This window comes from Streptomyces sp. YS-3, from assembly GCF_045257485.1.
In the GTDB taxonomy this organism is placed as follows: domain Bacteria; phylum Actinomycetota; class Actinomycetes; order Streptomycetales; family Streptomycetaceae; genus Streptomyces.
In genome coordinates this window covers 1-4651 of record NZ_JBJHPC010000561.1, presented here as the reverse complement: position 1 = coordinate 4651, position 4651 = coordinate 1, and the positions used below count along the sequence as shown (strand labels likewise).

Genomic DNA, 4651 nt, shown 5'->3' with positions numbered 1-4651 from the left:
GACGGGGCGGAGGGGGTGAGTGCCGACCGGGTAGGTGAAAGCCCAGGTGGGGGGCGTGAAGCGGCCTCCGCGAAGCCGCGCGCCGCAGCCGCCGCGGCGCCCTGAAAGTCCGTTTCCGCACTGGAGATTTGTCGATAACCCCAGGTGGGGACGGGTAACGGCGATAACGATTCCGATTCGGAATGGTTATCTGATCGCATGACAGGGGATCAGGGCGCCCGATCTCCATAGGATTTCCGTTACTCACGGGGCACTTGAGTCAGCAGGCGAGGCACTTCCCCCACGCGCACGTACGCGAAAGCTCCTCGCCCGAAGGGGAATTCTGTGTTTTCAGTCGTTCACGGGCTTTCTGTACCCAAGTCTGTACGCAAGCGCGGCGTGGCACGCGTCGCCGCCGCTGTCGCCGTCTCGGGTCTGGTCGCCGGCGGCGCCATAGCCGGGGCGGGCACGGCGATCGCCGACACGCCCGGCCAGCAGCACCAGGGTGGCGCGGTCGCCACCATCAAGGGCCTGGACCCGGACGCCTCCGGCAAGGCCGTCATCCACCAGCAGGGCGGCGACCGCCCGGTCTCGGCCGGCCTCTTCCAGATGGTCGTCGACGGCGGCGGCACGCTGCGTACGTACTGCATCGACATCCACAACCCGACCCAGCCCGCCGCGAAGTACCAGGAGACCCCCTGGAGCGGCACCTCGCTGAGCGGCAACCCCGACGCGGGCAAGATCCGCTGGATCCTCGAGCACTCGTACCCGCAGGTGAACGACCTGACGGCGCTCGCCAAGTCGGCCGGCCTCAAGGGCCAGCTGACCAATGGCACGGCCGCCGCGGCCACCCAGGTCGCCATCTGGCGCTACTCGGACCACGCCCAGGTCGACGCGGTGGACGCGCAGGCCAAGGACCTAGCGGACTGGCTGACCAAGTCCGCGAAGAACGTCGCCGAGCCCAAGGCGTCGCTGACCCTCGACAACCCGGCCGTCTCCGGCAAGGCGGGCTCCAAGCTCGGCCCGGTGACCGTCCACACCAACGCCGACAAGGTCACGGTGACCCCGTCCGAGGAGCTCAAGGCCGCGGGCGTCAAGGTCCTCGACAAGGGCGGCAAGGCCGCCGCGGTCGCCAAGAACGGCACCCAGCTCTACTTCGACGTGCCCGCGGGCGCCCAGCCGGGCTCCGGCTCGCTGACCGTCCAGGCCACCACCCAGGTGCCGGTCGGCCGCGCGTTCGCCAGTGAGTCCAAGAGCCAGACGCAGATCCTCGCCGGCTCCAGCGACTCCACGGTGACCGCGGTCGCCAAGGCGACCTGGGCCAAGCAGGGCGCCATTCCGGCCCTGACGGCCGCGAAGAACTGCGCCAAGGGCGGCGTAGACGTCACGGCGACCAACAAGGGCGACGAGGCGTTCACCTTCAAGCTCGCCGGCTTCTCGTACACGATCGACGCCGGCAAGTCGAAGACGATCACCGTGCCGGTCGCCGAGGACCAGGCCTACGACTTCGTGATCACCGGCCCGAACGGCTTCAAGCAGGAGTTCAAGGGCGTCCTGGACTGCAAGACCGCCGGCACCCCCAGCACCACCAAGCCGTCGTCGCAGCCCAGCCCCGCCTCCGCGGGCGGCACCTCGTCCGGCTCCACCACCGGTGGTGACCTCGCCGAGACGGGTTCCTCCAGCTCCACGCCGATGATCGCGGGCGTCGCTGTCGCCCTGGTCGCCATAGGCGGCGGCGCGGTGTTCTTCCTCCGCCGCAAGAAGGCCGGGACCGCCGGGCACTGACCCCGCGGCTCCGAGCCACGTGACCGTGGACTCGGAGTGACCACCTCGTGACAGTGGCCCCGGTGAGCGCAGGCACACCGGGGCCACTGGCGTCCCCGCGGAAGTACCCGTTTCCGCCAGGGGGTGGCGGTACGGCAAGATGGGGTGTATCTGCCCACAGCCCGATTCACACTGCCGGACGGTTTCTCTTGGCTGAGTACATCTACACCATGCGCAAGACGCGCAAGGCGCACGGCGACAAGGTGATCCTTGACGACGTCACGCTGAGCTTCCTGCCCGGCGCGAAGATCGGTGTGGTCGGTCCCAACGGTGCCGGTAAGTCCACCGTCCTCAAGATCATGGCGGGCCTTGAGCAGCCCTCCAACGGTGACGCCTTCCTGTCGCCCGGCTACAGCGTCGGCATCCTGATGCAGGAGCCGCAGCTGGACGAGACGAAGACGGTCCTGGAGAACGTGCAGGACGGCGCCGCCGAGATCATGGGCAAGCTCAGGCGCTTCAACGAGGTCGCCGAGCTCATGGCGACGGACTACTCCGACGCGCTCCTCGAGGAGATGGGCAAGCTCCAGGAGGACCTCGACCACGCCAACGCCTGGGACCTCGACGCCCAGCTGGAGCAGGCCATGGACGCGCTGGGCTGCCCGCCCGGCGACTGGCCCGTGGTCAACCTCTCCGGTGGCGAGAAGCGCCGTGTGGCGCTCTGCAAGCTGCTGATCGAGGCGCCCGACCTGCTCCTCCTCGACGAGCCCACCAACCACCTCGACGCCGAGTCGGTGAACTGGCTGGAGCAGCACCTCTCGAAGTACCCGGGCGCCGTCGTCGCGGTCACCCACGACCGGTACTTCCTGAACAACGTCGCCGAGTGGATCCTGGAGCTCGACCGCGGCCGGGCGATCCCGTACGAGGGCAACTACTCCACGTACCTCGACAAGAAGGCGTCCCGCCTCAAGGTCGAGGGCCGCAAGGACGAGAAGCGCGCCAAGCGGCTCAAGGAAGAGCTGGAGTGGGTCCGCTCCAACGCCAAGGGCCGGCAGACCAAGTCCAAGGCGCGCCTCGCCCGTTACGAGGAGATGGCGGCCGAGGCCGACAAGATGCGGAAGCTGGACTTCGAGGAGATCCAGATCCCGCCGGGCCCGCGTCTGGGCTCGATCGTCGTCGAGGTCGCGAACCTCTCCAAGGCCTTCGGCGACAAGGTCCTCATCGACGACCTGTCGTTCACGCTGCCGCGCAACGGCATCGTGGGCGTCATCGGTCCGAACGGCGCGGGCAAGACCACGCTGTTCAAGATGATCCAGGGCCTGGAGACCCCCGACTCCGGCTCCATCCGGGTCGGCGAGACCGTCAAGATCTCGTACGTCGACCAGAGCCGCGCCAACATCGACCCCAAGAAGACCCTCTGGGCCGTGGTGTCGGACGAGCTCGACTACATCAACGTCGGTCAGGTCGAGATGCCCTCGCGCGCGTACGTCAGCGCGTTCGGCTTCAAGGGCCCGGACCAGCAGAAGCCGGCCGGGGTGCTCTCCGGTGGTGAGCGCAACCGCCTCAACCTGGCGCTGACGCTCAAGGAGGGCGGCAACCTGCTGCTCCTCGACGAGCCCACCAACGACCTCGACGTCGAGACGCTCTCCTCGCTGGAGAACGCGCTCCTGGAGTTCCCGGGTGCCGCTGTCGTGATCTCCCACGACCGCTGGTTCCTGGACCGGGTCGCGACGCACATCCTGGCGTACGAGGGCGACTCGAAGTGGTACTGGTTCGAGGGCAACTTCGAGTCGTACGAGAAGAACAAGATCGAGCGGCTCGGGGCCGACGCGGCGCGTCCGCACCGCGCCACCTACAAGAAGCTCACCCGGGGCTGATTTTCTTGGCTCGCCACATCTACAGCTGCCCGCTCCGCTGGTCGGACATGGACGCCTTCGGGCACGTCAACAACGCGGTCTTCGTCCGTTACCTGGAAGAGGCCCGTATCGACTTCATGTTCCGGCTGGCGCCGGGGGACGGCTCGCCGTCGTTCTCGGGCGGGTCCGTGGTGGCCCGGCACGAGATCGACTACGTACGGCCGCTGGTGCACCGGCACGCGCCGGTGACCATCGAGTCGTGGGTCACGAAGATCGGCGCGGCGTCGCTGACGATCGCGTACGAGATCAAGGACCCCGAGCAGGTGTATGTGCGGGCGTCCACGGTCGTGGTGCCGTACGACCTGGCGGCCGGGCGGCCCCGGCGGATCTCCGCGGAGGAGAAGGCGTTCCTCCAGGAGTACGTCGAGGGGCCGGCCGGTGCGGGGAAGCAGGCGCGGTCCGGGGCTGCGGGTTCCGCGGGCTCTGCGGGTTCCGCGGGTTCTGCGGGGTCGGAGCGGGCCGCGGCATGACCGTGAAGCTGGGTTTCGCCGACGCCGGGGAGGTGGCGGATCTCGCCGCCTTCCTGGCCCGGCTGATCCACTACGACCGGTCGGCGGCCGTGCGGCTGCAGGCCGGGAGCGGTGCGCTGGCGGTGTTCGGGCGCCCGCCGGCGTTCGAGGTGCTGGCGATTCGTACGGTGCGGCTGGACGCGGTGGTGGAGCTCGATGTCACCGTGTCGGCGGGTGAACTCCTGGAGGCACTCGACGAGCCCGCGTCCGCGGTGGTCGTCCCGTCCGCGGTGACCGGGCCGCCCTGGGCCGGGGTACTGCCGCCGCGCGGCGGCTGGCGCCGGCTGCCCGGACTGCCCTCCGCCGAGGAGATGCGCGGCGCGGTCGGGGCGGCGGTGGCGGAGTTCCGGGCCCGGGACGAGGCGCTGCCGGAGCAGTCGCGTACGCGGGCCGAGCGGGAACGGATCGGGCGCGAGATCTGGTCGCGGACGCTGGGGGAGACGGGGGTGCCGCTGCGGGTCGTGCACGCGGCGCAGTCCCTGGGGT

At 69.4% G+C, this 4651-nt stretch carries 4 protein-coding genes; all 4 read left to right on the top strand.

All coding sequences use genetic code 11. The features are described 5' to 3' along the window. The first annotated feature begins 378 nt into the window (after positions 1-378). The gene (locus ACJA3G_RS30700; protein WP_406556305.1) at positions 379-1764 is read left to right on the top strand and encodes an LAETG motif-containing sortase-dependent surface protein; all 1386 of its coding nucleotides are present in this window, start codon (positions 379-381) and stop codon (positions 1762-1764) included. Between the two features lie 188 nt (positions 1765-1952). Then, positions 1953-3617, top strand: coding sequence for an energy-dependent translational throttle protein EttA (ettA, locus tag ACJA3G_RS30695; RefSeq protein ID WP_406556304.1), 1665 nt, complete (start codon positions 1953-1955; stop codon positions 3615-3617). Positions 3618-3622: 5 nt separating this feature from the next. After that, entirely contained in the window at positions 3623-4126 is a 504-nt protein-coding gene (locus tag ACJA3G_RS30690; RefSeq protein WP_406556303.1) for an acyl-CoA thioesterase, read from the top strand. After that, positions 4123-4651, top strand: a 529-nt coding sequence (locus ACJA3G_RS30685) for a hypothetical protein (protein ID WP_406556302.1), incomplete at its 3' end; no start/stop codon positions are given. The genes ACJA3G_RS30690 and ACJA3G_RS30685, both read left to right, overlap by 4 nt.